Source organism: Nonomuraea coxensis DSM 45129 (genome assembly GCF_019397265.1).
Taxonomy (GTDB): domain Bacteria; phylum Actinomycetota; class Actinomycetes; order Streptosporangiales; family Streptosporangiaceae; genus Nonomuraea; species Nonomuraea coxensis.
The window spans coordinates 6765334-6790888 of the sequence record NZ_CP068985.1; the positions used below are offsets into that span (position 1 = coordinate 6765334).

The window sequence follows — 25555 nt, forward strand, 5'->3', positions numbered from 1 at the left end:
CGTCCCACTCCCCACGTCGCCGCAACCATGATCCTTCTAGCCTAGAACACGCACCCCCGAGGCCACGCGGGCGATGTCGCTCCACTGCTTGCGCTGCGCGTCAGGCACTGTCACGAACGCCAAACCCGGCTTGGACATTCCCCCGTCCACCACGGCCACCGCCGCGCGCGAGGAGCGCTTGCCGTACGTGACGCGGTAGACGAGCAGCCAGCCGTGCTTGACCGGCTGCGAGGCCAGCCAGGTGATCCGGGAGCCCTTCGGGTGGTGGTTGAGCGTCCAGCGGGCGGCCAGCAGCGCGGTGTCGCGCGGCGACTTCTGCTCCAGGATCGGCAGCGGGCAGGTGACGAACATGCCCCGCACCTTGCCGCCGCGCAGCCGCGGCAGCACCTGCCTGGTGGTGAACGGGGCCGGCCCGTACGTCTTCCAGGGCTTCGGCAGCTTCGGCACGGCGAGGCCGCTCCGCCGGTCCTTGGTCACCCGGCGGGAGGGGGACGGGAGCGACATGCGCCTGACCTTGGCGGTCAGCTTGGGGACGCGGGGGTCGGCGTACAGGGCCTCCATGGCGGTGTAGCCGGGGGCCAGGGACGCGCCGGGCGTGGGCGTGACCCGGGCGGCGGGCGCGGCCGGGGTCACGGTCTCCGACGGGGAGGCCGAGGACGACGCAGAGGACGACGCCGACGCCGATGCCGACGAGGACGCCGACGCGGAGGGGCCGGACGAGGGCTGCGCGGCCGGCGGCGCGGTTACCGGCCCCGCGACGACCTCGTCCGGCTCCGACGGGAGCACCGCGACCACCGCCACGGCGGCCGCCGCGAGGGCGGCGGCCACGGCGAGGCCCCGGTACACCGCCCGCATCCGGATGTCACCGATGCGGGAGCGTACGGGCGGAGAGGTAAGGGTTCTGGGCTTGGTCGCGGTTCTCACACGGGAACCCTTGATCTCATCTTCCCCATCGAGCACGACGGGAGCGTACGACATATCCCGCCATTACGTATGTGATGCGACCGAAGTGCAATCATGGCGTGGTGCAACAGGTGGAGCTCCGCTTCGATCACGCCTCGCGAGCGTCCCAGACCCATACGAACCTCTCGGCCATCCGCCAGAGCCCCCACGGCATCTGGGTCGCCGGCGACGAGACCGCCTCCTTCGAGCACCTGGCCTGGACCGGCGACCACTACGGCGGCCAGCGCACCTTCCGGCTCGCGGACCTCATCGACCTTCCCGCGGGCCCCGACGACGAGGCCGACATCGAGGGCATGGCGCGGGCCGACGGGCACCTGTGGGTGGTCGGCTCGCACAGCCTCAAGCGCAAGCGGGTCAAGTCGAAGGACCCGGCCAAGGCCGCCGCCCGCCTGGCCACCCTGGTCAGGGAGGAGAACCGTTACATCCTCGCCCGGCTCCCCCTGCACGGCGAGGAGCCGGGGGCGGGGGCGGTGCTGTCCGGGGAGCACGGCCTCGCCGCGCACCTGAGCGAGGACCGGCATCTCGCGCCCTTCCTGGCGATTCCCGGCAAGGACAACGGGCTCGACGTCGAGGGCATCGCCGTGGTGGGCGAGCGGGTCTACCTCGGGCTGCGCGGCCCGGTCCTGCGGGGCTGGGCGGTGCTGCTGGAGCTGCGACTGGAGGAGGCGGGACGGGGGCGGCTGCGGCTCGGCGAGCCGTACCGCAAGCACTTCCTCGACCTCGGCGGGCTCGGCGTGCGGGACCTGTGCCCCGACGGCGGCGGCGGGTTGCTGCTGCTCACCGGCCCGTCCATGGCGCTCGACGGCCCGGTGCACGTGCGGCGCTGGTGGCCGGGGCGGCGGTCGGGCGTGGTCCCGGCGGGCGAGCTGGAGGTCGTCGCGGAGCTGCCGTACGGGATCGGCTGCGACCATCCGGAAGGGCTCGCGCGACTGGCCGACGGCCGGCTGATGGTCGTCTACGACAGCCCGTCGCCGGCCAGGATCACCGCGGCCGGCGGCGTGCTGGCCGACGTCTTCACGATCTAGTGACCCGGCCGCGCAGCCACGGCGCGTCGGCGACGAACGTGCACGAGCCCGGCTCGATCTCGGTGAACCCGGCGTCGCGGACGACCGGAAGCCCGGCCGCGGCCATGGCGTCGAAGTCGTCCCGCGCCGGGGCCGTGCGGACCGAGACCGTCAGCCCGGCCTCGCGCCAGGCCGCGCGCCCGGCGGCGTCACTGGCCCACCAGGCGAGCTGGGCCGCGTGCCCGGCCTGCGCCATGGCCTTGCCCGCGGTCATCTCCAGGCCGGGGTTGGCCCACAGGACCGGCGGGACGGCGGGCGGCGGCTCGTGGGCGTCGGTCAGCTCGGTGCCGCCGACCTGCAGCCGGGCGAGGTCGCGCGGCCAGCCGTCCAGCGGCACCGGCGGGTGGACGCGGACCTCGGCGGTGCGGTGCGCGACCGTGCGGCCGGGCAGCGCGACCGCCCGCCGCCACTCGGCGCCGCGCGCCCGGCGCACGACCTTGCGGATCTTCCCGGTGGACTGCCAGGCGTGCAGCTCGGCGGCCCACTCCCCCGGGTCGTCGAGCAGGCCGAGCACCGCCATGGCGGCGGCCTCCAGCGCGTCGGTGCGTTCGGGGGGCGTGGCGCGCTCGATCCTGACGACCAGCGGCAGCACGTACAACTCATCGTTCATCGGTTCCTAGCATGCCTGATCGCCAGGGACATGCCGGCGGCGAGGAGGCAGAGCGCGCCCGCGCCGTACCAGGCGAGGTCGTAGGCGCCGAGGTGGTCGCGGGTGAGCCCGGCGCCGACGGCGGCGATCGCGGCGCCCACCTGGTGGGAGGCGAACACCCAGCCGAACACCACGGCTCCGTCCGCGCCGTAGACGCGGCGGCACAGCGCCACGGTGGGCGGGACGGTGGCCACCCAGTCCAGGCCGTAGAAGATGATGAAGATCAGCATGCTGGGCTCGGCCGTGGCCGCGAACAGGCCGGGCAGCACCATCAGCGACAGCCCGCGCAGCCCGTAGTAGAGGCCGAGCAGCACCTTGGGGTCGATCCTGTCGCTCAGCCAGCCCGAGGCGACGGTGCCGGCGATGTCGAAGATCCCGATGACGGCGAGCAGCCCGGCCGCGACGGGCTCGGCCATGCCGTGGTCGTGCGCGGCGGGGATGAAGTGGGTGCCGACCAGGCCGTTCGTGCTCGCGCCGCAGATCGCGAAGCCGCCCGCGAGCAGCCAGAACGGCCGCGTGCGCGCCGCCCGGCCGAGCACCCCGAGCGCCCGGAACGCCGCGTTGCCGCCGCCCGGGGCGGGGCGGGCCTGGCCCGGCTCCGCGCCGAGCGCCGTCGTGCCGACGTCCTCGGGGCGGTCGCGCAGCAGCCACCACACGAACGGCACCACCGCCAGCGCCGCCCCGGCGACCGCGAGCGAGGCCCAGCGCCAGCCGGGCCCCTCCGCCAACTGGGCGAGAACGGGCAGGAAGACGAGCTGCCCGGTCGCGCCACCCGCCGTCAGGATGCCGGTGACCAGCCCCCGATGCCGGACGAACCAGCGGTCGACCACGGTCGCGGCGAACACCAGCGCCATCGAGCCCGTCCCCAGCCCGACGAAGATGCCCCAGAGCAGCAGGAGGTGCCAGCTCGCGGTCATGAGGACGGTCAGCCCGCTGCCCGCGGCGATCAGCAGCAGGGCCAGCGCGACCACGCGGCGCATGCCGAACCGGTCCATGAGCGCGGCGGCGAAGGGGGCGGTGAGGCCGTAAAGGACCAGGTTGACCGACACCGCCAGCGAGACGGTGCCGGTGGACCAGCCGAACTCCGCGCGCAGCGGCGTGATCAGCACGCCCGGCGTGGCGCGGAAGCCGGCCGCGCCCAGGATCGCCACGAAGGCGACGGCCGCCACGTACCAGGCGCGGTGGGGGCCGCGGCGGGCCGGCCCGGCGGTGGTCGCGCGGGCGGGGGTGGTGCTGGAGGTCATGCGGCAATCCTGGGGGTTCATCCCGGACGGGGACGAGTGGCCGGAAAGCCAATATGTGCAAGAATCCGGCCATGCGCCGTCATCGTGTCGCCGTGCTCGCGCTCAACCACTTCGCCCCTCTCGACTTCGGCATCCCCGGCCAGGTCTTCTGGGCCGCCGAGACCCCTGACGGCGAGAAGCTGTACGAGGTGGTGACCTGCTCGGAGGGCGCCCGGCCGGTGCGCTGCTCGGCGGGCTACAGCGTGCAGCCCGACCATGACCTCGACGTGCTCGACACCGCCGACACCGTCCTCGTGCCCGGCATCCACGCGGGCCGGGTGCTCAAGGAGGGCACGCTCTCCGCCGGCCTGCGCGCCGCCCTGCGCGACCGGCCGCGGGTGATGTCGATCTGCACGGGAGCGTTCGTGCTGGCCGCGGCCGGGCTCCTGGACGGCCGCCCGGCCACCACGCACTGGCGGGAGGCGCCCCGGTTCGCGGAGCTGTTCCCGGAGGTGAGGCTGGACGCGGACGTCCTGTTCGTGGACGACGGCGACGTGCTGACCTCGGCGGGCGTGGCCGCCGGCATGGACCTGTGCCTGCACGTCATCCGGCGCGACCACGGCAGCGAGGTCGCCAACCGCACCGCCCGCCGGTGCGTGATGCCGCCATGGCGGGAGGGCGGCCAGGCCCAGTACGTCGAGCGCCCGCTGCCGCACCAGCCCACCGGCGGCACCGGCGCCACCCGGGAGTGGATGCTCGCCCACCTCGACCGCCCGCTCGACCTCAACGCGCTCGCCGCGCACGCCCGGATGAGCGTGCGCACCTTCACCCGGCGCTTTCGGGAGGAGACCGGCGTGAGCCCGGCCCGGTGGCTGACGGCCCAGCGGGTGCAGCACGCCCGGCACCTGCTGGAGACCACCGGCCTCGGGGTGGAGGAGGTGGCCAGGCGGTCCGGGTTCGGCACGGCGGTCTCGCTGCGCCAGCATCTGCACGCGGCGGTGGGGGTGGCGCCGCTGGCGTACCGGCACACGTTCCGGCGGGTGTGATCTTCCGCCGGGTACGAGTTCCCCCTACAGTCGGGGCATGACCGAGACGGACCGCGTGCCGGCCGGGATCGACCCCAGCGTGCCGAGCGTCGCCCGCATGTACGACTACTACCTCGGCGGCCGGGACAACTTCGCCGTGGACCGCGTGGCGGCCGAGAAGATGATCGAGCTCGGGCGGCGGCTCGGCAACGACGCCCGCGAGATCGCCCTCGCCAACCGCGCCTTCCTCGGCCGGGCGGTGCGCATGCTGGCCGAGGCGGGCGTGCGCCAGTTCCTGGACATCGGCGCCGGGCTGCCCACGCAGGACAACGTGCACCAGGTCGCGCGGCGGCACGGGCCGGGCTCGCGGGTCGTGTACGTGGACAACGATCCCATCGTCCTCACCCACGCCCGCGCCCTGCTCGCCACGGCCCCCGACGTCATCGCCATGGAGGGCGACCTCAAGGACCCCGACGCGATCTTCGACGACCCGCGGGTGGCCGGGCACCTGGACCTGTCGCGGCCGTTCGCCGTCCTGATGGTCGCCGTGCTGCACTTCATCCCCGACGACGCCGAGGCGGAGCGCATCGCCGCGCGGGTCAGGGAGCGGCTGGGGCCGGGCGGGCATCTCGTGCTGTCGCACCTGTACGCGGGCGACGCCGGCGAGGACGCCGTCCTGGCCGGCCGCCAGGTGTACGCGAACACGCCCTCGGGCGGCCTCGCGCGGCGCGGCCGCGACCAGATCGCCGCGTTCTTCGGTGACCTGGAGCTGGTCGGGCCCGGTGTGGTGCCGGTCGCCGGCTGGACGCCGGACGGCGCGCCCGGCGGCGACCACGACTACGTGAGGTCCGGCATCCTGGCCGGCGTCGGCCGCGCCCCCGCCTGACCCTCCCGGCCGGGGGTCACGCGGCCGGGACGAGGTGTTCGCCGAACCACGTCTCCAGGGCCGCGTCGAGCGTGTCGTCGGGGCGTCCCGCCCAGGCCACGTACCCGTCGGGCCGCACCAGCACCGCGTCCGGACCGTCGTGCGGCACCACCTCGACGCGGTCGTGACGCACCCGCAGCCCGCCATCGGGGTCGAGCAGCACCGCCCGCGCGCGGCCCGCGGGCCCGGACGGCAGGTCGGCGAGGAACCGGCCCACCAGCGGATGCGCCGGCGCCGGCATCGGATAGGGCAGGTCCGAGCCCGCCAGCAGCCCGGCGATCCTGCGCCGGTTGCCCGCCTCCCCCAGCAGCTCGCCGAACAGCTCGCGCAGAGCGGTCACCTCGGGCCCCGGCGCAGCCAGCGCGAGCTGGGCCTTGCTGTGCATCGCGACCCGCTCGGCGGCCGGGCGGCGCTCGGCGTCGTAGGTGTCGAGCAGGCCGGGCGGCGCCCAGCCCCGCACCTCGGCGGCCAGCTTCCAGGCGAGGTTGACCACGTCCTGGAGGCCCAGGTTGAGACCGGGCGCGCCCATGGCGGAGTGCACGTGGGCGGCGTCGCCCGCGACGAACACCCGGCCGGCCCGGTAGCGGTCGGCGATGCGGGTGTCGCGCCCGTTGAGCCGCCTGAGCAGGTGCGGGCCGGGCCCGGTGGGCGGGGCGAGGGGCAGCTCGACGCCGCCGAGCACGCGGGCCAGGCTCTCGCGCAGCTCGCCGAGCGTCAGGGGGACGTCGTCGTCGGGCGTGGCGACGTCCCACTCCATGCTGCTGATGGTGAAGGTGCCGGTCGCGTCGGGGCCGGGCATGGGCATCAGCGCGTACGCGCCCCGCTCGGTGCGGTGCCAGGCGTACAGCCCGTACGAGCCCGCGCCCGGCACCTCCAGCTCCATCCGCTCGGGGCGGAAGACCGATCCGGGGATCGTGACGTGCGCCGCCCGGCTGACGATGCCGGCCCCGCTCACGCCGGGGAAGCCGATCCCGGCCGTCTTCCTGACCCGGCTGTGGGCCCCGTCGCAGCCGACCAGGTAGCGGGCGCGCAGCTCGTACGCACCCGCGTCCCGGGCCTCGACCTGGAGGGTCACGCCCGCGTCGTCCTGGGTGAAGCCCGTCAGCTCGTGCCCGCGCCGGATCTCCACCCCCAGCTCGGCCGCCCGCGTCTCGAACAGCGCCTCCAGGTCCGGCTGCCTGATGCCCATGGCGTGGAGGGGGTTGTCGTCGAGCCCGCGCAGGTCGAGCGGCATCGCGCCGAAGATGAACGCGGGCACGGCGGCGGTCGCGGCCCCGGCCAGCCCGCGCTGCTCCAGGAGCCGGACGACCTGCCCGACGATGCCGTTGGCCTTGGGCTGGTCGCTGGGGCGCGGCAGCCGTTCGAGCACGACCGGCCGGACCCCGGCCAGGGCGAGCTCGCGGGCCAGCATCAGCCCGTTGGGGCCGGCGCCGGCGATGACGACGTCCATGACGTCCATCAGGTCTCCTCAGGTCGAAGGGGGGCGGGGAGGCCGGCGGCGAGCTGCCGCAGCGCCTCGCGCAGCAACGGCACGAGCGGCACCGGCGGGTCGGCGCGCAGCCAGTGCCCGACGGCCGCCTGCACGGCGGCGGTCGCGGCGGCGGCCACCAGGGACGGGTACAGGTCGCGGGCGGGATCGGTGCCGGTGCGCTCGGCGACGGCCGCGGTCAGCTCGCCGTCGGCCGCCAGCGCCACCCGCAGCGCCTCTGCCCGGAGGGCGGGCTCGGTGGACAACATCCTGATGCTCGCCAGCAGCTCGGGGCCGGGCGCGGCGCAGCCTTCGCCCGCGTGCCTGGCCCACGGCTCGGTCAGCGCCTCGGTCAGCGCGTCCCAGAACGGCTCCGTGGCCGGCCGGGCGCGCAGGGCGGCCACCGCGCCGCGCACGCGGTCGGTGTGGCGGGCGGCGATGGCCTCGTACTTGCTGGCGAAGTAGTTGTTGTAGGTGCGGGGCGAGACCCCGGCCGCGGCCGCGATGTCCTCGACGCGGACGTGGTCCAGCCCGCGCTCCAGCGCCAGCCGCAGCGCGGCCGTCATCAGCGCCTCGCGCGTTTCCCGTTTCTTGCGTTCCCTGAGCCCGCTCACGCCCTCCAACCTAGCGAGAATCATGCGTATTCCGCAAGATTTCGTATCGCGCAATTTTCGGCGTGGACGGCGGACGGTCCGGCCCGCAATAAGTTGGGAGCATGTCCCTGACCCTCGATTTCGTCAGCACGATCAGGGCTGAGCGGTCCGGGCAGGTCGACCGCCTGGCCGATCCCGGCGGCCTGACCGCCTGGGCGCGCGAGCGCGCCGCCGGCCTGGACGTCGATCCCGGGTTCACCGCCACGCCCGAGCTGTGGGCCGAGACCGTCCGGCTGCGCCAGGCGGTGCGCGCGCTGTTCGCGCGCGCGGTGGCCCCCGAGCCGCCCAGCCGGGCGGACGCGGACGGACTGCCGGGCTTCGCCGAGTCGCTGGCGCTGGTCAACGCCCGCGCGCTGGCCGCGCCGCGCGCTCCGCAACTGTCCTGGGACGGGCGGCCCGCCCTCGTCACGGTGCCCGCCGTGCCCGCCGGGGAGCCGGAGCGGCTGCTCGGCGCGCTGGCCACGGACGCGGTCGAGTTCCTGGCGAGCCCGGAGCGGATCCGGCTGCGCACCTGCCTCGCGCCGCGCTGCGTGCTCTATTTCCTGAAGGAGCACCCGCGCCAGGAGTGGTGCTCGACGGCCTGCGGCAACCGCGCGCGGGCGGCCAGGCACTACCGGGAGCACAAGAAATAGCCCGCACCTAACGCCATATCGCCCCTTTCGCCGTTATAGTCCCTGTAACGGCAACTCCGCCATGCATCCGTGAGAAAGTAGGGGCGACATGTCGTTCGCGACCGGTCACATCGGGCTCAACGTCACCGACCTCGACACGTCCAAGGCGTTCTACCAGCGCGTCTTCGGCTTCACCGTGGCGGGCGAGTCGCAGCACGACGGGCGCAGGTACGCCTTCCTGGCCCAGGACGGCACGCTCGTGCTGACGCTCTGGCAGCAGAGCGAGGGCCGCTTCGCCACCGGGCTGCCGGGGCTGCACCACCTGTCGTTCCAGGTCGCCGACCTCGCGGCGGTGCGCGCGGCCGAGAAGGTCGTCAGGGAGCTCGGCGCACCGGTCTACCACGACGGCGTGGTGCCCCACGGCGAGGGCGCGCCCTCAGGCGGCGTCTTCTTCGAGGACCCCGACGGCATCCGCCTGGAGATCTTCGCCCCCGACGGCGCCGGCGACCGCCCCGCCCCCACGGCGGCCCCCACCTGCGGGTTCTTCTGATCCCTGATCAGGACGGGACGTACGGGCTCACCACGTCCACCACCCAGGTGACGCCGAAGCGGTCCTTCAGCATGCCGTAGAGGGGCGCCCAGTCGGCGGGCCCGAACGGCCGCAGCACGCTCGCCCCGTCGGCGAGCCCGTCCCAGCAGGCGGTCACCTCGTCGGCGTCCTGGCCGCGCAGCGCGAGGAAGAACGCGTTCTGACCCTGGTCCCACGGCTGGCCCGACGGCACGTCGTAGGCCATAACGCGGAACCCGTTGGGGGCGCTCACCTGCCCCCACATGATCTGGTCGGCCTCGGCCGGGTCCTGGACGTTCCCGGCGTCCTTGTAAGTGACCGCGACCAGGTCGCCGCCGAACACGGACCGGTAGAAGGCGAGCGCCTCGCGGGCGTCGCCACGGAAGTTGAGGTGGGTCACGGCGTCGACGGACATGATCGCTCCTTGCGCGGTCGATGGACGGTCATCGAGCGGGCGGTCTGCCCTTCCCGCTCGATGACCACCGTGCCGGTCGAAGCGGCCAGGTCGTGTCCTCTTCCTGCCGCGACCTCCCGCGGCGGCCACAGCAGGAAACCGTCACCACTATACGAACGCCAGTTCGATATCGCTAGACGGCGAACGCCTTGCGGTACGCGGACGGCGACGTCCGCATGGCCCTGGTGAAGTGGCGCCGGAACGTCACCGCGCTCTCGAACCCCACCGCCGCCCCGATCTCCTCCACCGGCGCCCCGGTGGACTCCAGCATCGGCAGGCTGGCCGCCACCCGCTGCGCGATCACCCACCGCAGCGGGCTGGTGCCGGTCCGCCGGTGGAAGTGCCGGATGAACGAACGCTGCGACATCGTCGCCACGCGGGCCAGGTCGGCCACGGTGATCGGCCCGGACAGGTGCTCCAGGGCCCACGCCATCGCCCGCGCCACCGGGTCACCGCCGCCGACCGGCGCGACCGCCGCCTCGATGAACTGGGCCTGCCCGCCCTCCCGGTGCGGCGGCACGACCAGGCGGCGGGCGACGGCGTTGGCGACGCGCGGGCCGTGGTCGGTCCTGACGAGGTGGATCAGCAGGTCGAGCCCGGCGGCGCTGCCCGCGCTGGTCAGCACGTCGCCGTCGTCCACGTACAGGACCGAGGGGTTGACCCGGACGGCGGGGAAGCGCTCCTGGAGCAGGGCGGCGTACCTCCAGTGGGTGGTGGCGGGACGGCCGTCGAGCAGCCCGGCGGCGGCCAGCGCGAAGGCGCCCGAGCAGATCGACACCATCCGCGCGCCGCGCCCGTGCGCCCGGCGCAGCGCGGCGACGAGCGGGCCGGGCACCGGCCCGCGCACGTCCGCCACCCCGGGCACGATCACCGTGTCGGCCTCGGCCAGCGCGTCGAGGCCGTGCCCGGCGGTCATGGTGAAGCCGCCCACCACGCGCAGCGGCTCGGGGGACGACGCGCACACCTTGAGGTCGTACCAGGGCACGCCGAACTCCGCCAGCTCGGGACGCGGCAGCCCGAACAGCTCCACCACGCAGCCCAGCTCGAACGGCGCCATCCCGTCGAAGGCCAGCGCGGCGACCCGGTGCGGCCGGGCCGGGTCGGGGAGGAGCATGAGCGCATGTTAGCCGGGCCCCTCCAGCGGCAGAGGAAGTGCATGCATATCTCGGCGGTACAGACGGTTCTCCCCGATCACCGCTACGAGCAGGCGGAGATCACGGAGGCCTTCGCCCGCCTGACCGACTGTGACGAGGACCTCCTGCGGCGCTTCCACGAGGCGACCGGCGTGACGGGCCGCAGTCTCGCGCTCCCGCTGGAGGAGTACGCCAAGCTCGACTCGTTCGGCCGGGCCAACGACGCCTACGTGGAGATCGGCCTCGACCTGACCGAGCGCGCGCTGACGGCGGCGCTCGACCAGGCGGGCGTGGAGCCGAAGAGGGTCGATCACCTGCTGTTCTGCTCGACCACGGGCCTCGCCACGCCCTCGCTGGACGCGCGGCTGGCCAAACGGATGGGGCTGCGGCCGGACATCAAGCGGCTGCCGGTGTTCGGGCTCGGATGCGCGGCGGGGGCGGCCGGCCTCTCCCGCCTGTACGACTACCTGCGCGGCTGGCCCGACCACGTCGCGGTCCTCGTGTGCCTGGAGCTGTGCTCGCTCACCATCCAGCGCGACGACACCTCGATCGCGAACCTCGTGGCGAGCGGCCTGTTCGGCGACGGCGCGGCGGCCGTCGTGGCGACCGGGCGCGGGCGGGGGCCGGAGGTCGTGGCGACCCGCAGCCGCCTGTATCCCGGCACCGAGCACCTGATGGGCTGGGAGGTCGGCGGCCACGGCTTCCGCCTGGTGCTGGACGCCGACCTGACGAGTTTCGTCGAGGAGGTGCTGGCGGGCGACATCCGGGCCTTCCTCGCCGACTACGGGCTGACCCCCGACCAGGTCGGCACGTGGATCTGCCACCCCGGCGGCCCCAAGGTCATCGAGAAGATCGTGGAGACGCTGGACCTCCCGCCCAAGGCGGTCGAGGTGACCTGGCGCTCGCTGCGCCGGCACGGCAACCTGTCGTCGGTGTCGGTGCTCAACGTGCTGCAGGAGACGCGCGGCCGGCCGGGGGCGCCCGCGGTGCTGATGGCCCTGGGACCGGGCTTCTCCGCCGAGCTCCTCCTGCTGCACTGGTGAGCGCCTACCTGGTGCTGATCGGGCTGGTCGTCATGGAACGGCTGGCCGAGCTGGTCGTGGCCCGGCGCAACCTGGCGTGGGCGCGCTCGCGGGGCGGCGTCGAGCACGGCCGCGGCCACTATCCGTGGATCGTGGCGGCGCACGTGGGGCTCCTGGTGGCCGCGCCGGCGGAGGTGTGGCTGTTCGGCAGGCCGTTCGTGCCTGCGCTGGGCTGGCCGATGCTCGCCGTGGTGCTGCTCGCGCAGGCGTTGCGCTGGTGGTGCATCGCGACGCTGGGGCGGCAGTGGAACACGCGGGTGGTCGTGGTGCCGGGGCTGCCGCTGGTGGGCGGCGGGCCGTACCGGTGGGTGCGGCACCCCAACTACGTGGCCGTCGTGGCGGAAGGGGTGGCGCTCCCGCTCGTCCACACCGCCTGGCTCACCGCGCTGGTCTTCACCGCGGTCAACGCGGTTCTTCTGACGATTCGGATCACCTCGGAGGACCGGGCGCTGGCATCCTGTAGCTCATGAGAGAAGAGTTGCTGCCGATGCTGCGCGGGGCCGCCCAGCGCACCGCCGACCTGGTCACGAGCATCCCCGAGGAGGAGTTCGGCCGGCCGACGCCGTGCCCGGAGTTCGACGTCAGGGGGCTGGTCAACCATCTGGAGTGGGGCGCCTCGCTGTTCGAGTCGGTCGCGGGCGGCGGCGGGTTCCTCCCGCCCAAGGAGTACACCGGCGACTTCCCCGAGCGGGTCGAGCGCATGCTGATCGCCTGGGACAAGCCGGAGTCGTGGGAGGGCGTCAGCGAGGCCATGGGCGGGCTGCCCCGCATCGTCCTCGCCCACATGGCGCTCACCGACCTGGTCGCCCACGGCTGGGACCTCTCCCGGGCGACCGGGCGCGGCTACGAGGTGGAGGAGGCGACCGCGGCCAGGCTGCTCGCCTTCGCCAGGGACATGGCGCCGATCGGCCGGGCGCGCGGCGCCTTCGGCGAGGAGGTCTTCGTGCCGGACGACGCGCCCACGCTGGAGAGGTTCCTCGGCCTCATCGGCCGGGATCCGGCCTGGAGACCGTGATCGGCTCCAGCCCCTCGGGCTGCTTGCCGGGGTGGAGCCCGGTGAGGAGGCAGCTGACGGTGTAGAGGTGCCAGGCGAGCGCGGGCTTCTTGACCACCGGGTCGGCGAACAGGGCCCGCGCCTCGTCGGGGTTCACGATGGGCGCGAGCGCGTCGAGGCTGCCGAGCACCTGCCGGCGCAGCACGTCGGTGAGCGCCGGTCCCGGGCTGGTCCGCCAGCTCCAGCCGCCGCCGGTCTTCACGGTCGGCATGTGCGGCGGCGGGACGTGGGTCCAGGGCAGCCGCCGGGTCAGGCCCTCCGCGAAGCGCCACGGCTTGCCCTCGATCGGCACGTCACGCAGGCGGGGCGCGAAGCGCAGGACGAGCTGGTAGATCACCTCTTCCGACAGCCGCCAGCGCTGGTCGAGGGCGAGCGCCGCGCGCACCACCCGGTTGTCCAGGAACGGCCGCACCGGATCGCCGCGGCGCAGCGCCCCGGCGCGCGCGCTGGCCTGCCAGCGGCCGACCTTGTACCAGATGTAGATGTGGTCGAGGGCCTCCAGCCGGTCGGCCCGCTCCTGCCAGGGGCGGGCCAGCTCGCGGGCGTGCTCGTTGGCCGCGGCCGTGAACAGCTTGTCGTCCTTGACGAAGGTCGTGGTGATCCTGCGCAGCAGGGCCTTGTCGCCGAGATCGGTCTGCAGGAGGTTGAGGCTGCCCGCGCGCAGCGTCTCGCCGCTCTGCCCGGACATGGTGGGCTTGCCGGAGTACGGCAGGTAGCTCACGATCGACTCGTACGCCGAGGTCATGCCCTCGCACGTGCGCAACGTCTCCCAGGCGCGGGCCAGCGGGTGCTCCACCAGCACGGCGTCCTTCGCGGCCGTCTGCGGCGGCGCGATGACCGTGTGCTCGACCTTCAGCTCGGCGGCGATCCGGCGCGCGATGATCACGTCGGGGTGGGTGTCGAGGCCGTTCGTCGTCACCCTGAACGGCACCCGCGCGGCGTGCAGCAGCGCCGCCAGGATCCGGGTGTCGCGCCCGCCGGTCAGCGCCAGGTTGACCGGCTCGCCCAGGGAGCGCAGCGGCGCGACGGTGGCGAGCAGCGCGTCGGCCAGCTCGTCCACGGCGGCCCGCTTGGCCCGGCGGCTCGCCGGGGGCGGCGCCGCCTGCGGCAGCGGGGTCTCGGTGATCACGCGCCGGCCGTCGCGCACCTCGACGCGCGTGCTCGGCCGCAGCGCCGACACCCCCTTGTACGGCGTCTCGTCCGACAGGAAGAACCCCTGACGGGCCATCGTCTGGAGCGCCAGGACGTCGTGTTCGACGCGGTCGCCCGGCTGGGCCACCAGGTGCACGAGCAGGGCGCGGCTGCCGACGAGGTGCAGGTCGGGCGTCTCGGCGTGGAAGACGGGGCACACCCGGTTGATCGCCGTGCCCGCGCCCAGCTCGCCGTCGCGGGCGTACCAGGAGGAGAAGCAGCCGCCCAGCGTCTCGCCGGGGCCGCCGGGCAGCCGGGCGACGTCGGCGGGGTCGGCCAGGTGGCCGTTCAGCCCGATGACCCGGCCGCCGTGCTCGGACAGCAGCGGCGGCTGCCGGAGGTCGTCGGGCTCGTTGGTCCAGCCGAGCAGGGAGACGCCTCTTCCGTGCCACTCCTTGCCGCGGATGACGTCGGGGGGCACCGGGAAGGCGAGCTCGATGACGGAACGGGCCTTCTCCAGGACATGGAGAGGGATCTCACCGTGCTTCGCGGCTATACCGAGGTAGACGCGCATGTCCGTCACATCTATCTCATTTGCTCCGATTGTCACAACTGATCACGTATCGATCGCGGTTTGTGCTCGCTTGCGTCACCGCCCCGGCGAACGACAGGTCAGGTCCGTCGTAAGAGGTCGGAGGTGGTTGAGAGATGAGAATCCGCCCGTTGGCCATCGGCGCCGGCTTGGTCACCGTCCTCGTGCTCGCCGGGTGCGGGGGCTCCGGCGGCAGCGCGGGAAGCGCCGAGAACGCCAACGCCCCGAGGGCGTCCCAGTTGCCTGTCCGTCCGGAGTCGACCAGCGCGGACGAGCAGGACGAGCAGGAGACGGCCACGGCCCAGATCTCCACGTTCGCGCTGGACGTGGACACCGCCTCGTACGGCTACGCCCGCCGCGCCCTCGGCGAGGGCCGCTGGCCCGAGCCGGACCGGATCCGCCCCGAGGAGTGGGTCAACGCCTTCCGCCAGGACTACGAGCAGCCGCCGGACGACGGGTTCACGGTGCACGTGGACGGCGCCCTGCTGCCCGGCGGCCGGGACGAGGCCGTGCTGCGGGTGGGCCTGCAGACCCGCGCCACCGAGGCCGCCGCGCGCCGGCCCGTCAACCTCACCTTCGTGGTCGACGTGTCCGGCTCGATGGCCGAGACCGGCCGCCTCGACCTGGTGAAGTCCTCGCTGCGCACGCTGCTCGACCAGCTCGCGCCCGGCGACCAGGTGTCCATCGTGGCCTTCAGCGACGAGGCCGAGGTGCTCGCCTCGATGACCCCGCTCACCGCCCGCGCCGAGCTGCTCGCCGCCGTGGACCGGCTCGACGTCGAGGGCGGCACCAACCTGGAGAGCGGCCTCGTCACCGGCTACCAGGAGGCGGCCAAGGCGTTCCGCCCCGCCGCCACCAACCGCGTCATCCTCCTCTCCGACGGCCTCGCCAACCAGGGCGAGACCGCGTGGCAGGGCATCCTCGCCCAGGTGAAGGAGTACGCGGGCCGCCAGGTCACGCTGCTCACCGTCGGCGTCGGCCGCGAGTACGGCGACACCCTGATGGAACAGCTCGCCGACAACGGCGACGGCATGGCCGTCTACGTCAGCTCCCAGGAGGACGCCGACAAGCTCTTCACCACCCAGCTCACGGCCACCGTCGAGCTGCGCGCCCGCGACGCCAAGGCGCAGGTGGTCTTCAACCCGTCCGTCGTCGACACCTACCGCCTCATCGGCTACGAGAACCGCGCCCTGTCCACCGAGGAGTTCCGCGACGACAGCCGCGACGGCGGCGAGATCGGCCCCGGCCACGCCGTGACCGCCCTCTACGCGCTCAAGCTCAAGCCGGGGGCGCGCGGGCAGCTCGCCCAGGCCACGGTCCGCTGGCAGGACCCCGACACCCGCGAGGCGTCCGAGGCCGGCAAGTCGCTGCGGGCCGCCGACCTGGCCAAGGGCGTCTGGGACAAGGGCACGCCGGTCCGGCTCCAGGTGGACGTGCTGGTGGCGGCGTTCGCGATGTACCTGCGGGAGCGCGAGGCGTTCGGGCTCGGCCTGCCGGACCTCGCCGAGCACTCCTCCCGGCTCGCCTCCCTGTCGGAGGACCCGATGGTGACCGAGCTGACGACGCTCATCGACAAGGCCCGCTCGGTCGGCTGACCCCGGCGCCTCCAGGAAAACGGTTTGCGGGCCGCCCGCCGGGCCGAGCAAGGTGTCAGGCATGACACGGCACGTCCTGATCACCCCACCGGTCCGGCTCGGCGAGACCGTCCTGCCCGACGGCCGCCGCCTGGCCCGCGCCGAATGGGGGCCGGCGACGGGGACACCGGTCGTGCTCTGCCCGGGGGCGGGCACGAGCCGGTGGCTCGGCTTCGGCGCGGACGTCGTGGACGAGCTCGGCGTCCGCCTCATCTCCCTCGACCGGCCCGGCCTCGGCTCCTCCGACCCCGACGCCGGCCGCACCCTGACCTCCTGGGCCGCCGACGTGGCCGCCCTTGGCCTGGACGAGCCGCGGGTGGTCGGCTTCTCGCAGGGAGCGCCGTTCGCGCTGGCGTGCGCGTTCGTCCCGGGCGTCCGCCGGGTGGCGGTCGTCTCGGGCGCCGACGAGGTCGCCACCATGACCGGCGCGCTGCCCGGCCACTTCCGCGAGCTGGTCGAGACGGTCGCCGCCGACCCGGCCGCCGCCGAGACGTTCTTCTCCTCCCTCACGCCCGACGCCCTCTGGGACATGATCGTCCCGAACAGCCCCGCCGTGGACCGGGCGGTCTACGAGCAGCCCGAATTCGCCCGCGCCTACCGCCGGGCCATGGCCGAGGCCTTCGCCCAGGGGCCGGCCGGCTACGCCCGCGACAGCGTGCTCGCCATGAGCCCCTGGCCGTTCCCGCTCGCCGAGGTCGCCGTCCCGGTCGACCTCTGGTACGGCGACCTCGACCTGCACCACTCCCCCGACCAGGGCCTCACCCTCTCCCGCCGGATCCGCGGCGCCCGCCGCCACCTGGTCCCCGGCGCGGGCGGCTCCCTGCTGTGGACGCACGCCGGGCCGATCCTGCGCGCCCTGCTGGAGTAGCCGGTCCGTGATGGTCGGGGAGTCCGATACACTCGTACTCACGCAAGGGGCTATGGCGCAGTTGGTAGCGCGCCTCCATGGCATGGAGGAGGTCTGGGGTTCGAATCCCCATAGCTCCACAGACCACCCAGAGCAAGGCCCGTCCGATGGATCGGACGGGCCTTCTTCCGTTCGCTCCCGCCCGGCGGCGCGTTAAGATCATCCGCATCGTCGCCTTACTCAGGGCCGCCGTCGCCCGCCACCGCTTCGGGCGTCCTGCCGCCGTCGCCGTCGCGCTCTACCTGACCGCCGTCGCCGTCGCCGCCGGGTACGACGACGGGCGGTGGTTCACCTTCGTCGCGACGACGGTCAGCTGGCCGCCGGACGACGGGGTGCGGCTCCTGGCCGCGGCGGTCGGCGTGCTCAACGCGTGGGCGCTGTGGCAGATCCTGCGCGGCCCGGCCTCACCGCGCGCCGGGCCGCTGCCCGACCTGGCCGTCGCCGGTCCTGGCCACTACCGCCTGCGCGTCCACGCCCGCACGCTGCCGTGGGACGAGAACGACCCCGGCGCGCCGCTGGAGGAGCACCTGCTCGTCGTCTATCCCGGCCGCTCGGCGGAGAAGGTCGTGCACCGCCCGCGCGGCTGACCGGCTCAGGAGCGGGTGGCAGGACGGGGGGCGCCATCAGAGCGTGTAGTCGAAGGTGTAGGAGTGGCCGCCGTCCGGGCCGATGACGATCCGCATCTCGCCGCGCAGGCCGGTCAGCTCCCCGGTCGCCGAGTCCGGCACCACCGACACGCGCAGCGCATGCACGTCCCGGTCGCTGACCGCGTTGTGCTGGACGACGAAGCTGCCCGACCGGCCGTGCAGGGAGCCCTCGACGCGCTCCAGCGCCACGTACGCGCGGGAGTCCTCCACCGGGGTCGTGGCGATCAACAGCGTGACGAGGCTGGTGCCGGTGAGGTCGCCGTGGAAGGTCTTCGTCATGGTGACAAGGCCGAGCGTGACGCCGTCGCGGTCCTCGTAGGGCTGCTTGGCGTCCCAGTTCGCGGTGTCGAAGGTTCCCTTTGCGGTCATGGCGTCCATGCTGGCGGACGTACCTGTCAGGTTCCGTCAGGTTCCGGCGAGGAGTTCCACGACCGGGGCGAACGCCTCCAGGCAGGCGGCGCTGACGGTCACGTACGACACCCCGAGCCGGTCCCTGCGGCGGCGCAGCACGTCCGCCATCTGCGCGGGCGTGCCCCGCAGCACGCCGGTGGCCTCGGGGCCGAGCGGGCCGAGCCAGGCGGGCGGCTCCGTGCCGGCGGCGGCCAGGCCCATGCCGAGCTCCAGGTCGTGGAAGCGGTCGCCGGCCAGCTCGTACAGCTCGTCGAGCTTGGCCGCGACCTGCTCCTCCGTGCAGTGCGGCGGGACGGCGAGCGCGACCGTGTCCGCCCTGGCGGCGGCCAGCCGCAGCAGCCGGGTGCCGGCGGCGGCGACGAGGATCGGCACGTCCTTCGCCTCGGCGGCGACCGCGTCGATGGTGTCGGCGAGCCGGCGCACCCGCGCGCCCGCGGCGCCGAACGGCAGGCCCAGCTCGGCGGCGTCGCGCGCGGCGTCCGGGCGGCCGGCGCCGAGGCCCAGCTCGAAGCGCCCCCCGGACAGCTCGCGCAGCGTGGCGGCCTCCCAGGCGACGGCGCGGGGCGTGCGGTTGGCGACGCTCAGCACGTACGTCCCGAGCCGCAGCCTGCTGGTGGCCGCCGCCGCCGCGGCGACCGCGCTGAACGGCGCGTACGTGCCGAGCGTGTCGGGCACCAGCAGCGTGGCGTAGCCGAGGTCCTCGGCCCGCCGGGCCAGGCCGCACCAGTCGGGGGCTCGTCCGGCGACCACGCCGAACCTGAACGGATGATCGGTCATACCCCAGACGATCGCCTACGGGCGGCTGCGGCGCATCGTCCCCGGGACCGGTGACCGGCTACGTCCGTGGACGCAGCGCGGACCCGGCGGACTACTCCTCCGGCGGTAGGGCTACTCCCCCAGGAGGCGGCGGGTGAAGTCGTTGGCGAACTTTCCCTCCGGGTCGAGCCGCCGGGCGAGCGACCTGAACCGCTCGGGGCACGACGGCCACCGGGTGAACAGCTTGCCCCAGTGCGGCCGCGGCGCGAACGGCGCCAGCGTCTCCTCCACCAGCTCCAGCACCGGCCGCACGCCCTCGGGGTCCTTGATCCAGGTGAAGTGGACGCCGACGCTGTCGCGCCCGTGGAAGGGGCTGAGCCACAGGTCGTCGGCGGCCACGGTGCGCACCTCGGAGATGTGCAGCACCGGCCGGATGCGCTCGCCGATCGCGAACAGCGCGCGCAGCGCCGCGACCGCGTGCTCGCGCGGCAGGATCAGCTCCGACTGCAGCTCGTCGCCCGCGCCGCTGGGCTCGAAGTCGGCGCGGAAGTGCGGCAGCCGCTCGTGCCAGGGGCCCGGCACGCCGAGCTGGGTGGTGCAGGGGCCGGCGGGCATGGCGGGCAGCGGGTGGCGCGGGCCGTCGGCGGGGCGGGTGCCGTACCAGTCGGCGGGGAGTTCGGGCTGCTCGCCGGCGCGCTTGAGCCAGACGCGGGTGTCGCGCCAGTCGGTGAAGAGGCTGACGCTGTAGCCGGCGGCCATGATGGCGTCGAAGTGGGCCAGGGCCTCGACCGGCAGGCCCTCGCGGACGTACTGGCGCACCTCGAAGGCGGGCACCACGTCGAGGGTGAGCGAGGTGACGATGCCGAGCGCGCCCAGCGCGACCACCGCGCCGGGGAAGTCGGCGTCGCCGCGGGCGAGGGTGAGCGGCGAGCCGTCGGCGGTGACGAGGTCGAGCGAGGAGACGGCGGCGGCGAGGCTCGGGATGGCGTCGCCGGAGCCGTGGGTGCCGGTCGCGACCGAGCCGGCGACGGAGATGTGCGGCAGCGAGGCCAGGTTGGCCAGCGCGAGGCCGTGCGCGTCGAGCTGCCGGGCGAGCCGCGCGTACGTCGTGCGCGCCGGCACCCGGACCTGGGCGGCGGCGCGGTCGATCTCGACGGCGTCCGGCATCCGGTCGAGGACGACGAGGTCGCCCGTGGTGTCGGCGACGTCGTTGAAGGAGTGGCCGCTCCCGAGCGCCCGGATCCGGGCGCTGCCCGCGACGAGCCGGCGTAGTTCGTCGAGGGAGGAGGGATGGTGGACGTCACTTGCCCGGAATGCGGTGTTTCCCGCCCAGTTGCTCAGCGTCACGCGCTTACCTTCCCACAGCGGCCGCTTGTCAGCCCGGCCAGGTGCCGCTAGTTTCGTCTGGCCGCTGACGGAGGTGCGCCGTGCTCTACCTGTACGAGGCCATGGGCCTGGTCACGCTCGTGCTGTGGCTCTACTGCCTGTTCGACGTGATCACCACGCCCGAACCGCTGTGCCGCAACCTGCCCAAGATCTTCTGGCTGGTGATCGTGTTCCTCGCGCCGCTGGTCGGCTCGCTGGTGTGGCTGCTGGCCGGGCGCCCGGAGCGGCGGCCGGCGGCTCCGCCGAGCGCCTTCCCCGAGTACGACCGCCCCGGCCGCTTCGCCGCCACCAGCCCCGACGACGACGAGGAGTTCCTGCGCCGCTGCCGCGAACGCGCCGAGGAGCAGCGCAGGAACGCCCCGCCGAAACCCACCGAGGAGGGTTAGAAGCCCTGGGCCAGGCGGTAGTACGCCTGGTTCCAGCGCAGCTCCTTGGTGAAACGCTCGGTCGTGGTGCCGGCGTCGATGATCACCAGCTCCACGCCCAGCATCTCGGCCAGGTCCGTCAGCTCCTCGCGGGTGACCGCCATGGTGAGCACCGTGTGGTGCGGCGCGCCCGCGGTGAGCCACGACTCGGTGGAGGTGCGCAGGTTCGGGCGGGGCCGCCACACCGCGCGGGCCACGGGCAGCTTCGGCAGCGGCTCCGGCGGCGCCACGACGTCGATCTCGTTGGCCACCAGGCGGAACCGGTCGCCCATGTCGGCGAGGCCCACCACGATGCCGGGGCCGGGAGCGGCGTCGAACACCAGCCGCACCGGGTCCTCCCTGCCGCCGATGCCGAGCGGGTGGATCTCGCAGGACGGTGTGCCCGCGGCGATCGACGGGCAGACCTCCAGCATGTGCGCGCCCAGGATCAGCTCGTTGCCCGGCGTGAGGTCGTAGGTGTAGTCCTCCATGAACGACGTGCCGCCCGCCGGCGACATCGACTTCAGCGTCCGCAGCAGCACCGACGTCTTCCAGTCGCCCTCGCCGCCGAAGCCGTAGCCGTCGGCCATGAGGCGCTGCACGGCCAGGCCGGGAAGCTGGCGCAGGCCGCCGAGGTCCTCGAAGTTCGTGGTGAACGCCCGGTAGCCGCCGGCCTCCAGGAAGCCGCGCAGGCCCAGCTCGATCCTGGCGGCGTAGCGCAGCGACTCGACCCGCTCGCCGAGCAGCTCCGGGGCCACCCGGTACTGCTCCTCGTACTCCTTGACCAGCGCGGCCACGTCGGCGTCGGAGGCCGCGTCCACGGCCTCGACCAGGTCGTTGACCCCATAGGTGTTGACCGAGACGCCGAAGCGGAGCTGCGCCTCGACCTTGTCTCCCTCGGTGACGGCCACGTCGCGCATGTTGTCGCCGAAACGCACCAGCTTGAGCTGGCGGACCTCGGCCAGGCCCGTCGCGGCGCGCGCCCACGCCTGGATGCGCCCGCCCACGGCCGGGTCGCTGACGTGCCCGGCCACGGTCTTGCGCGGCACGCCGAGCCGCGTCTGCACGAACCCGAACTCGCGGTCGCCGTGCGCGGCCTGGTTGAGGTTCATGAAGTCCATGTCGATGGTGCTCCACGGGAGCTCGACATTGGCCTGGGTGTGCAGGTGCAGCAGCGGCTTGCGCAGCGCGTCGAGCCCGGCGATCCACATCTTGGCCGGGGAGAAGGTGTGCATCCAGGCGATCACGCCGGCGCACGAGTCGTCCGCGTTGGCCTCCAGCATCACGCGCCGGATCGCGGCGGCGTCCGTGAGGACGGGCTTCCACTCGACCGCGACGGGCAACTGCCCGGCGATGCGCTGGGACTGCTCGGCCACCTGGCGGAGCGTGTCCTCGCCGTACAGCCCCTGGCTGCCGGTCAGAAACCAGATCTTCAACGCGGGCTCCTCTGTCCGTAGACGTTCTGGTAACGGTCGTACAGGCGGTCGATGTCGTCCTGGGCGATGGGCAGGGGCTCGCCGAGCTGGCGGGCCACGTGCACGGTACGGGCCACGTCCTCGCACATGACGGCGGCCTTCACCGCCGCCTTGGCGTCCTTGCCGATGGTGAACACGCCGTGGTTCCGCATGAGGACCGCCTTGGAGCGGTGGCCCTTGAGCGTCTCGACGATGCCCTGCCCGATCGAGTCGTCGCCGATCAGCGCGAACGGGCCGACGGGGATCTCGCCGCCGAACTCGTCGGCCATGGCGGTGAGCACGCACGGGATCGCCTCGCCGCGGGCGGCCCAGGCCGAGGCGTACGTCGAGTGGGTGTGCACGACGCCGCCGACCTCGGGCAGGTTGCGGTAGACGTAGGCGTGCGCGGCGGTGTCGCTGGAGGGGGCGTGCTCGCCCTCGACCAGGTTGCCGTCGAGGTCGCACACCACCATGTTCTCCGGGGTCAGCTCGTCGTAGGAGACGCCGGAGGGCTTGATGACGAACAGGTCCTCGCCGGGGACCCGGCCGGAGACGTTGCCGGCGGTCCAGACCACGAGGCCGTACCTGACCAGCTCGGCGTGCAGGTCGGCGACCGCTCTGCGGATGTTCTTCATGCCTGGGCCTCGTTCCTGATGGCGCGCAGCGTGTGGAGCATGCGCCCGTCCGCGAAGAAGTCGTGGAGCCTGCGGTACTCGGCGTAGAGCCGGTCGTAGGCGTCGGCGCGGTCCGGGTCCGGCGTGTACGCCGCCTCGGTCCGCTTGCCCATGGCCGCCGCCGCCTCCTCGATGCCCGGGTAGGCGCCGGCGGCGACCGCCGCGTGGATGGCCGAGCCGAGCGCGGGCCCCTGGTCGGAGCCGATCACCGACAGCGGCCGGCGCAGCACGTCGGCGTAGATCTGCATGAGGAAGGGGTTCTTCAGCAGCCCGCCGGCGACGACGAACTCCTCGACCGGCACCCCGGCCGACTCGAACGTCTCGACGATCATGCGGGCGCCGTACGCGGTGGACTCGATGAGCGCGCGGTAGACGTCCTCCGGCCGCGTGGCCAGGGTCTGGCCGACGATGACGCCGGACAGGTTGTGGTCCACGAGCACCGAGCGGTTGCCGCCGAACCAGTCGAGCGCCACCAGGCCGTGCTGGCCGACGGCCTGCTTCTCGGCGAGCGCGGTCAGCTCCTCGTGGCCGAGCCCGCAGCTCTCGACGTACCAGGCGAAGATGTCGCCGACCGCCGACTGCCCCGCCTCGTAGCCCCACAGGCCGGGGACGATGCCGTCGCGGACGACGCCGCACATGCCGGGCACCTCGGCGAGCCGGTCGCTGGGCATGATGTGGCAGGTGGAGGTGCCCATGATGGCCACCATCTGGCCGGGCCTGACGGCGTCCGCGGCGGCGGCGGTGACGTGCGCGTCCACGTTGCCGACGGCGACCGCGATGCCCTCGGGCAGGCCGGTCCAGCCGGCCGCCTCGGCGGTCAGCCGGCCGGCGAGGCCGCCGAGCGGGGCGAGCGTGACGCCGCCCTCGTCGGGGCCGACCCTGCCCGTGGCGAGCTTGTCCACGAAGCCGGCGAAGCCGGGGTTGAGCTCGGCGAGGAACTCCTTCGACGGGTAGGCGCCGTCCTGGAAGACGCCCTTGTAACCGGCCGTGCAGATGTTGCGGCTCTCGACGCCGGTGAGCTGCCAGATGATCCAGTCGGCGGCCTCGATCCAGCGCTCGGCCCGCGCGTAGACGTCGGGAGCCTCCTCCAGAACCTGCAGCGCCTTGGCGAACTCCCACTCCGAGGAGATCTTGCCGCCGTAGCGCGGCAGCCAGCTCTCGCCGCGGCGCGCGGCCAGCTCGTTGATGCGGTCGGCGTGCGGCTGCGCGGCGTGGTGCTTCCACAGCTTGGGCCAGGCGTGCGGCAGCTCGGGGGTCTCCACGCAGAGGGGTGTGCCGTCGGCCGTGGCCGGCAGCACGGTGCAGGCGGTGAAGTCGGTGCCGATGCCGACGACCTGCCCGGCGGGCACGCCGGCGGCGGCGAGCGCGGCGGGCACCGCGTTCCTCAGCACCTCCAGCCAGTCCTGCGGCGACTGCAGCGCCCAGTCGGGGCCGAGCCGCACACCGGAGCCGGGCAGCTCCCGCTCGATGACGCGGTGGGCGTACTCGTGGACGGCGCTGCCGAGCTCCGCGCCGTCGCTGACCCGGACGACGACCGCGCGCCCGGACAGCGTGCCGAAGTCGACTCCTACCACATAGGTGTTAGCGTTCACATTGCTCTCCAGGGGAAATTCCGGGGGCATGCCCATCATCTACCGGCCGGACGTTCGGGTGCGGGCGCGGGTGCGGGTGCGGTGCTGGAGCGCACCACCAGGCGGGGCGGCACGACCAGGCGCCCGGACGCGCCGCGCCCGCTCTCGATCTGCCGCAGGAGCACCTCGATGCAGTGCCGGCCCACCACGTCGAAGTCCTGCCGGACCGTGGTCAGCGGCGGCGAGAAGAACTCCGACTCCGGGATGTCGTCGAAGCCCACCACGCTGATCCGCTCCGGCACCCGCACGCCCGCCTCGCTGAGCGCGCGCAGCACGCCGAGCGCCATCTGGTCGTTGGCCGCGAAGACCGCGGTGACGCCCGCCATCGCGGCGAGGCTGCGCCCCGCCTCGTAGCCGGCCCGCGGGCTCCAGTCGCCGGCCAGCGGCTCGGGCACCGGCCGGCCCGCCTCCTCCAGCGCGGCCCGCCAGCCCTTCAGCCGGCCCTCGGTCTCCAGCCAGTCGGACGGGCCGCTGACGTGCCAGACCGTCTCGTGGCCCAGCTCCAGCAGGTGGCGGGTGGCCAGCCGGGCGCCCTCGGCCTGGTCGATGCAGACCACCGGGATGTCGTCCCGGCGCGAGCCGCCCTCGACCGCGACCGCCGGCATCCCGACCGGCAGGCTCTCCAGGGCCTGGGCGGCCGAGCGCTGCGGCGCCACCACCACGACCCCGTCCACGCCCTGCTCGGCCAGGTACGCGATGGCGTCGCGCACGCTGTCGGCGTCGATCGACTTCAGGCTCACGATGCTGACGAAGTAGCCCGCGGTCCTCGCCGCCTGCTCGATGCCGTACACCGTGCTGGCCGGGCCGTACAGCGTGGTGTCGAAGCTCACCACGCCGAGCGTCCGCGACCGCTTGGTCACCAGGGCGCGGGCGACCAGGTTGCGCCGGTAGCCCAGCCGGACGATCGCCGCCTCCACCCGGGCCCGGGTGTCGGCCCGGACGTTCGGATGGTCGTTGAGCACCCGGGAGACGGTCTGGTGCGACACGCCCGCCTCCTTGGCCACGTCGGCCATGACCGGCAGGCGGCGCTTGGATGCCGTCACAGGCGTCTCCTCT

At 73.9% G+C, this 25555-nt stretch carries 27 protein-coding genes and 1 tRNA gene; 13 read left to right on the top strand and 15 right to left on the bottom strand.

Annotated elements, in window-relative coordinates; genetic code table 11:
* Window positions 1-36 precede the first annotated feature (36 nt).
* Entirely contained in the window at window positions 37-855 is an 819-nt protein-coding gene (locus Nocox_RS31655; protein ID WP_026214613.1) for a hypothetical protein, read from the bottom strand.
* A gap of 167 nt (window positions 856-1022) precedes the next feature.
* Between Nocox_RS31655 and Nocox_RS31660 the strand changes: the two genes are divergently transcribed.
* Entirely contained in the window at window positions 1023-1988 is a 966-nt protein-coding gene (locus Nocox_RS31660) for a DUF3616 domain-containing protein (protein WP_246649624.1), read from the top strand.
* On the opposite strand, the gene Nocox_RS31665 is transcribed toward Nocox_RS31660, so the two are convergent.
* The gene (locus tag Nocox_RS31665; protein WP_033409756.1) at window positions 1978-2637 is read right to left on the bottom strand and encodes a peptidyl-tRNA hydrolase; all 660 of its coding nucleotides are present in this window, start codon (window positions 2635-2637) and stop codon (window positions 1978-1980) included. The two genes, Nocox_RS31660 and Nocox_RS31665, sit on opposite strands and share 11 nt — an antisense overlap.
* Window positions 2634-3920, bottom strand: coding sequence for an MFS transporter (locus Nocox_RS31670; protein WP_020544543.1), 1287 nt, complete (start codon window positions 3918-3920; stop codon window positions 2634-2636). Before Nocox_RS31670 ends, Nocox_RS31665 begins: the two co-directional genes overlap by 4 nt.
* 71 nt (window positions 3921-3991) lie before the next feature.
* On the opposite strand from Nocox_RS31670, the gene Nocox_RS31675 reads away from it, so the two are divergent.
* Together Nocox_RS31675 and Nocox_RS31680 are read left to right on the top strand one after the other, a co-directional pair.
* On the top strand, window positions 3992-4945 hold the full coding sequence (locus Nocox_RS31675) for a GlxA family transcriptional regulator (RefSeq protein ID WP_211212723.1): 954 nt from the start codon (window positions 3992-3994) through the stop codon (window positions 4943-4945).
* Window positions 4946-4982: 37 nt separating this feature from the next.
* Window positions 4983-5810, top strand: coding sequence for an SAM-dependent methyltransferase (locus Nocox_RS31680; RefSeq protein ID WP_020544541.1), 828 nt, complete (start codon window positions 4983-4985; stop codon window positions 5808-5810).
* Window positions 5811-5826: 16 nt separating this feature from the next.
* Here the strand turns inward: Nocox_RS31680 and Nocox_RS31685 are convergent, their stop codons facing one another.
* Window positions 5827-7308 (bottom strand): FAD-dependent monooxygenase, encoded by a 1482-nt coding sequence (locus Nocox_RS31685; protein ID WP_020544540.1) that lies wholly within the window; start codon window positions 7306-7308, stop codon window positions 5827-5829.
* Window positions 7308-7931 carry a TetR/AcrR family transcriptional regulator gene (locus Nocox_RS31690; protein WP_246649625.1) on the bottom strand — a complete coding sequence of 208 codons (624 nt, stop codon included), beginning with the start codon at window positions 7929-7931 and terminating at the stop codon, window positions 7308-7310. The genes Nocox_RS31685 and Nocox_RS31690 overlap by 1 nt, the downstream gene beginning before the upstream one ends.
* A 101-nt stretch (window positions 7932-8032) precedes the next feature.
* Between Nocox_RS31690 and Nocox_RS31695 the strand changes: the two genes are divergently transcribed.
* Window positions 8033-8602, top strand: a complete 570-nt coding sequence (locus tag Nocox_RS31695) for a CGNR zinc finger domain-containing protein (RefSeq protein WP_020544538.1) — start codon at window positions 8033-8035, stop codon at window positions 8600-8602.
* Between the two features lie 88 nt (window positions 8603-8690).
* The gene (locus Nocox_RS31700; RefSeq protein ID WP_020544537.1) at window positions 8691-9131 is read left to right on the top strand and encodes a VOC family protein; all 441 of its coding nucleotides are present in this window, start codon (window positions 8691-8693) and stop codon (window positions 9129-9131) included.
* A 7-nt stretch (window positions 9132-9138) separates the two neighbouring features.
* Here the strand turns inward: Nocox_RS31700 and Nocox_RS31705 are convergent, their stop codons facing one another.
* Complete coding sequence (locus Nocox_RS31705) at window positions 9139-9564, bottom strand: VOC family protein (protein ID WP_020544536.1); 426 nt, start codon at window positions 9562-9564, stop codon at window positions 9139-9141.
* 172 nt (window positions 9565-9736) lie between these two features.
* Window positions 9737-10717, bottom strand: coding sequence for a helix-turn-helix domain-containing protein (locus tag Nocox_RS31710; protein ID WP_020544535.1), 981 nt, complete (start codon window positions 10715-10717; stop codon window positions 9737-9739).
* 42 nt (window positions 10718-10759) lie between these two features.
* On the opposite strand from Nocox_RS31710, the gene Nocox_RS31715 reads away from it, so the two are divergent.
* From Nocox_RS31715 to Nocox_RS31725, 3 genes are read left to right on the top strand one after another with little or no spacing between them, the layout of a single operon-like run.
* Complete coding sequence (locus Nocox_RS31715) at window positions 10760-11779, top strand: type III polyketide synthase (protein WP_020544534.1); 1020 nt, start codon at window positions 10760-10762, stop codon at window positions 11777-11779.
* On the top strand, window positions 11776-12288 hold the full coding sequence (locus tag Nocox_RS31720) for an isoprenylcysteine carboxyl methyltransferase family protein (RefSeq protein WP_020544533.1): 513 nt from the start codon (window positions 11776-11778) through the stop codon (window positions 12286-12288). The genes Nocox_RS31715 and Nocox_RS31720 overlap by 4 nt, the downstream gene beginning before the upstream one ends.
* Window positions 12285-12833, top strand: coding sequence for a TIGR03086 family metal-binding protein (locus Nocox_RS31725; protein WP_063711651.1), 549 nt, complete (start codon window positions 12285-12287; stop codon window positions 12831-12833). Before Nocox_RS31720 ends, Nocox_RS31725 begins: the two co-directional genes overlap by 4 nt.
* On the opposite strand, the gene Nocox_RS31730 is transcribed toward Nocox_RS31725, so the two are convergent.
* Window positions 12802-14577, bottom strand: a complete 1776-nt coding sequence (locus tag Nocox_RS31730) for an asparagine synthase-related protein (RefSeq protein WP_033409765.1) — start codon at window positions 14575-14577, stop codon at window positions 12802-12804. The two genes, Nocox_RS31725 and Nocox_RS31730, sit on opposite strands and share 32 nt — an antisense overlap.
* A 134-nt stretch (window positions 14578-14711) precedes the next feature.
* On the opposite strand from Nocox_RS31730, the gene Nocox_RS31735 reads away from it, so the two are divergent.
* The 4 genes from Nocox_RS31735 (at window position 14712) to Nocox_RS31750 (ending at window position 17723) form a co-directional block, all read left to right on the top strand.
* On the top strand, window positions 14712-16190 hold the full coding sequence (locus tag Nocox_RS31735; protein ID WP_051112621.1) for a vWA domain-containing protein: 1479 nt from the start codon (window positions 14712-14714) through the stop codon (window positions 16188-16190).
* Window positions 16191-16251: 61 nt separating this feature from the next.
* Window positions 16252-17097 (top strand): alpha/beta fold hydrolase, encoded by an 846-nt coding sequence (locus tag Nocox_RS31740; protein WP_026214610.1) that lies wholly within the window; start codon window positions 16252-16254, stop codon window positions 17095-17097.
* Between the two features lie 46 nt (window positions 17098-17143).
* Window positions 17144-17216 (top strand) — tRNA-Ala (locus Nocox_RS31745).
* 27 nt (window positions 17217-17243) lie between these two features.
* The gene (locus Nocox_RS31750; RefSeq protein ID WP_026214609.1) at window positions 17244-17723 is read left to right on the top strand and encodes a hypothetical protein; all 480 of its coding nucleotides are present in this window, start codon (window positions 17244-17246) and stop codon (window positions 17721-17723) included.
* A gap of 36 nt (window positions 17724-17759) precedes the next feature.
* Here the strand turns inward: Nocox_RS31750 and Nocox_RS31755 are convergent, their stop codons facing one another.
* The 3 genes from Nocox_RS31755 to Nocox_RS31765 all read right to left on the bottom strand — a co-directional run bounded on the left by Nocox_RS31755 (window position 17760) and on the right by Nocox_RS31765 (window position 20297).
* A complete protein-coding gene (locus tag Nocox_RS31755) occupies window positions 17760-18152 on the bottom strand; it encodes a DUF3224 domain-containing protein (protein ID WP_026214608.1) in 393 nt (130 codons plus the stop codon).
* Window positions 18153-18188: 36 nt separating this feature from the next.
* A complete protein-coding gene (locus tag Nocox_RS31760) occupies window positions 18189-18971 on the bottom strand; it encodes an LLM class flavin-dependent oxidoreductase (RefSeq protein WP_020544527.1) in 783 nt (260 codons plus the stop codon).
* Window positions 18972-19082: 111 nt separating this feature from the next.
* A complete protein-coding gene (locus Nocox_RS31765) occupies window positions 19083-20297 on the bottom strand; it encodes an FAD-binding protein (protein WP_020544526.1) in 1215 nt (404 codons plus the stop codon).
* An 80-nt stretch (window positions 20298-20377) separates the two neighbouring features.
* On the opposite strand from Nocox_RS31765, the gene Nocox_RS31770 reads away from it, so the two are divergent.
* On the top strand, window positions 20378-20722 hold the full coding sequence (locus Nocox_RS31770; RefSeq protein ID WP_020544525.1) for a PLD nuclease N-terminal domain-containing protein: 345 nt from the start codon (window positions 20378-20380) through the stop codon (window positions 20720-20722).
* On the opposite strand, the gene araA is transcribed toward Nocox_RS31770, so the two are convergent.
* The 4 genes from araA to Nocox_RS31790 are packed head-to-tail and all read right to left on the bottom strand — an operon-like array spanning window position 20719 to window position 25542.
* A complete protein-coding gene (gene araA / locus Nocox_RS31775) occupies window positions 20719-22176 on the bottom strand; it encodes an L-arabinose isomerase (protein WP_020544524.1) in 1458 nt (485 codons plus the stop codon). The genes Nocox_RS31770 and araA overlap by 4 nt on opposite strands.
* Window positions 22173-22829, bottom strand: a complete 657-nt coding sequence (locus Nocox_RS31780; protein WP_020544523.1) for an L-ribulose-5-phosphate 4-epimerase — start codon at window positions 22827-22829, stop codon at window positions 22173-22175. The genes araA and Nocox_RS31780 overlap by 4 nt, the downstream gene beginning before the upstream one ends.
* Window positions 22826-24490 carry a ribulokinase gene (gene araB / locus Nocox_RS31785; protein WP_211212722.1) on the bottom strand — a complete coding sequence of 555 codons (1665 nt, stop codon included), beginning with the start codon at window positions 24488-24490 and terminating at the stop codon, window positions 22826-22828. Before araB ends, Nocox_RS31780 begins: the two co-directional genes overlap by 4 nt.
* Before the next feature lie 5 nt (window positions 24491-24495).
* Entirely contained in the window at window positions 24496-25542 is a 1047-nt protein-coding gene (locus tag Nocox_RS31790) for a LacI family DNA-binding transcriptional regulator (protein ID WP_020544521.1), read from the bottom strand.
* Window positions 25543-25555 lie beyond the last annotated feature (13 nt).

What these genes read in the sequence shown, in the direction of transcription:
- Nocox_RS31655 (WP_026214613.1), bottom strand. Translation starts at nt 855, where the DNA reads ATGCGGGCGGTGTACCGGGGCCTCGCCGTGGCCGCCGCCCTCGCGGCG.
- Nocox_RS31665 (WP_033409756.1), bottom strand. Translation starts at nt 2,637, where the DNA reads ATGAACGATGAGTTGTACGTGCTGCCGCTGGTCGTCAGGATCGAGCGC.
- Nocox_RS31670 (WP_020544543.1), bottom strand. Translation starts at nt 3,920, where the DNA reads ATGACCTCCAGCACCACCCCCGCCCGCGCGACCACCGCCGGGCCGGCC.
- Nocox_RS31675 (WP_211212723.1), top strand. Translation starts at nt 3,992, where the DNA reads ATGCGCCGTCATCGTGTCGCCGTGCTCGCGCTCAACCACTTCGCCCCT.
- Nocox_RS31680 (WP_020544541.1), top strand. Translation starts at nt 4,983, where the DNA reads ATGACCGAGACGGACCGCGTGCCGGCCGGGATCGACCCCAGCGTGCCG.
- Nocox_RS31685 (WP_020544540.1), bottom strand. Translation starts at nt 7,308, where the DNA reads ATGGACGTCATGGACGTCGTCATCGCCGGCGCCGGCCCCAACGGGCTG.
- Nocox_RS31695 (WP_020544538.1), top strand. Translation starts at nt 8,033, where the DNA reads ATGTCCCTGACCCTCGATTTCGTCAGCACGATCAGGGCTGAGCGGTCC.
- Nocox_RS31700 (WP_020544537.1), top strand. Translation starts at nt 8,691, where the DNA reads ATGTCGTTCGCGACCGGTCACATCGGGCTCAACGTCACCGACCTCGAC.
- Nocox_RS31705 (WP_020544536.1), bottom strand. Translation starts at nt 9,564, where the DNA reads ATGTCCGTCGACGCCGTGACCCACCTCAACTTCCGTGGCGACGCCCGC.
- Nocox_RS31710 (WP_020544535.1), bottom strand. Translation starts at nt 10,717, where the DNA reads ATGCTCCTCCCCGACCCGGCCCGGCCGCACCGGGTCGCCGCGCTGGCC.
- Nocox_RS31715 (WP_020544534.1), top strand. Translation starts at nt 10,760, where the DNA reads ATGCATATCTCGGCGGTACAGACGGTTCTCCCCGATCACCGCTACGAG.
- Nocox_RS31725 (WP_063711651.1), top strand. Translation starts at nt 12,285, where the DNA reads ATGAGAGAAGAGTTGCTGCCGATGCTGCGCGGGGCCGCCCAGCGCACC.
- Nocox_RS31730 (WP_033409765.1), bottom strand. Translation starts at nt 14,577, where the DNA reads ATGCGCGTCTACCTCGGTATAGCCGCGAAGCACGGTGAGATCCCTCTC.
- Nocox_RS31735 (WP_051112621.1), top strand. Translation starts at nt 14,712, where the DNA reads ATGAGAATCCGCCCGTTGGCCATCGGCGCCGGCTTGGTCACCGTCCTC.
- Nocox_RS31740 (WP_026214610.1), top strand. Translation starts at nt 16,252, where the DNA reads ATGACACGGCACGTCCTGATCACCCCACCGGTCCGGCTCGGCGAGACC.
- Nocox_RS31750 (WP_026214609.1), top strand. Translation starts at nt 17,244, where the DNA reads ATGGATCGGACGGGCCTTCTTCCGTTCGCTCCCGCCCGGCGGCGCGTT.
- Nocox_RS31755 (WP_026214608.1), bottom strand. Translation starts at nt 18,152, where the DNA reads ATGACCGCAAAGGGAACCTTCGACACCGCGAACTGGGACGCCAAGCAG.
- Nocox_RS31760 (WP_020544527.1), bottom strand. Translation starts at nt 18,971, where the DNA reads ATGACCGATCATCCGTTCAGGTTCGGCGTGGTCGCCGGACGAGCCCCC.
- Nocox_RS31780 (WP_020544523.1), bottom strand. Translation starts at nt 22,829, where the DNA reads ATGAAGAACATCCGCAGAGCGGTCGCCGACCTGCACGCCGAGCTGGTC.
- araB (WP_211212722.1), bottom strand. Translation starts at nt 24,490, where the DNA reads ATGCCCCCGGAATTTCCCCTGGAGAGCAATGTGAACGCTAACACCTAT.